The following is a 2,111-nucleotide window of genomic DNA, read 5'->3' on the forward strand; positions in this document are numbered from 1 at the left end:
CGCTCGGCGAAGAAGACATGGCGCTGCGCCGCCGATTGCGTGCCGGTGATGAGCTCGCGGAAGAGTTTCTGCTCGACCTTGATGCCGTCGTCGAAGGGAAGATTTACGGCCGCTTCGATGCACTGGATATTGTATTCCGGCGCGAGGAAGCCGCGGAACTTGCGGGCATTCGCTTTACGGAAATTCGCGAAAATCTCCGGATGGCCCCGCGCGGCTTCGACCTTTTCGTTGAGGTCGCGCACCTTCTTCAGCGGACGCTTCTCGGCGACGAGCTTATTCGCGAAGGCAATCGCGCCCTCGCGCAGCTTGCCTTCCTCGACGAGTTCGTCGACGAGGCCCATTTCCTTGCAGGCCTTCGCGCCGACATGGCTTCCCGCCGTCATCATCTCCAGCGCCTTTTCAGGGCCGACGATGCGGGGCAGACGCTGCGTGCCGCCCGCGCCGGGGAGAAGGCCGAGATTGACTTCGGGGAGGCCGCATTTCGCCGACGGCACGGCGACGCGGTAGTGGCAGGTCAGCGCGACTTCGAGGCCGCCGCCAAGCGCCGTGCCGTGGATCGCCGCGATGACGGGCTTCGGCGCATTCTCGATCATGGCTTGGGCGTCGAAAAGGCTCGGGCCCTTCGGCGCCTTGCCGAATTCGGTGATGTCGGCGCCGGCGATGAAGGTCTTGCCGTCGCAGATGAGGACGATCGCCTTGACGTCCGGGTCGTCGATCGCCTGCTTGATGCCGTTGGTGATGCCTTCACGCACCGGCGCGGAAAGCGCATTCACGGGCGGCGAATTGAGGGTGACGACGGCGATGCCGCCTTCCTTCCCGAGCGTAGTGACGTCGTTGATCGCTGTCATGGCGCGTTCCCTGCCTTTTCGTTTTGAATTGTTGGCGGGGATTATAGCGCCGAGATGGGCGTATGCCAGCCGGGCGGCCCCGCCGGCCTGTACAGGACGAGCGGGCAACGGTCAGGCGTTGAACAGGCGGCTCAGGCGCCCCGGCTGTAGAGCTCCGGGCCGCCGTCATATTCTCTTCCGTCATCCACGCCGATTTCGGCATCCGTGGCGGCGTTCAGCTGCGCATTGAGGCGGAGGACGGTCGCGCGGTGCACGGGGTCCGCAGCGAGGTTCACGATTTCGTCCCTGTCGCTCGCCGTATCGTAAAGCTCCAGATCGTTGCGGGCGGCGAGTGTCTCCCAGTCCTCCGGCCGGTGATGATCGGCAGGGGCGAAATAGCGCGCGAAGCGGTAGCGCCCGTCGAAGGTGCCGCGGATAAGCGCCCGGTTGCCGCGATAGGGGAAGTTCCCGCTGTCGATCCGTTCCTTTACCTCGGCGGGCATGGGTCTGCCGCTGTCGAGCCCGATAAAGGCGCGGATGAGCTCCGGATCCCAATAAAGTGTCGTGCCGTAATAATAGAGCGTCCCGCGCTCGTCGCGTTCGCTTCGCCCGTCTTTATTCATGATCGAGGGGGAGAGGTCGCAGCCTTTCAGCGCGGGGAAGCGCCGGGCGCGCTCCTCGTTGCTCATGCCGGCCATGGAAAGCAGCGTCGGCGCCAGATCGAGCGAGGTGCCGAGCGCCTCCGTCTCCACGGCGCGGGGGCCGTCCGGATGGACGACGATCAGCGGTACGCAAGCCACTTCGCGATAATAGGTCGGGCCCTTGCCGCGAAGTCCGTGCGCTGCCGCCATCTCGCCGTGATCGGCAGTGAAGACGATCACGGTGTTTTCCGCTTCGCCGCTATCCTCCAGCGCATCGAGCAGAAGGCCCAACTGGCGATCTACGTCGCGCAGGCAGTTGAAATAATAGTTGCGGTAGAGATGCCAGACGTCCTCGTTTGCGTGTGGCATCTCGCCGTAAAAGGCGTTGCAATGGACCACATCTTCGCCATGTGCCCAGGGCTTCGTCGAAAGATCGTCGCCGAAACTCTTCGGCAACGGCAACTTCCAGTCGATCCTGTATTCGGGATCGCGCGGCGCTCCGCCGAGCGGCGAGACCATGTTGGGCGAGTAGCGCGTCGCCGTCTGATGTTCGCCGGTGGTGAAGAACATGATGTCGTGCGGATTGACGAAATTGACCGCGAGGAACCAGGGCGTGTCGCTGTCCTTGCGGCCATCGATCCAT

General features: G+C 63.9%; 2 protein-coding genes. Both read right to left on the bottom strand.

Annotation, left to right across the window (positions count from 1 at the left end; translation table 11 throughout):
* Nucleotides 1–848: enoyl-CoA hydratase-related protein (locus tag VMR03_RS11765; RefSeq protein WP_325405428.1), on the bottom strand; the 848-nt coding region annotated here is incomplete at its 3' end.
* A 131-nt stretch (nucleotides 849–979) separates the two neighbouring features.
* The coding region (locus VMR03_RS11770; RefSeq protein ID WP_325405430.1) for a sulfatase-like hydrolase/transferase at nucleotides 980–2,111 on the bottom strand (1,132 nt) is incomplete at its 5' end.

The sequence above is a fragment of the Parvibaculum sp. genome, from assembly GCF_035511255.1.
Classification (GTDB): Bacteria; Pseudomonadota; Alphaproteobacteria; order Parvibaculales; family Parvibaculaceae; genus Parvibaculum.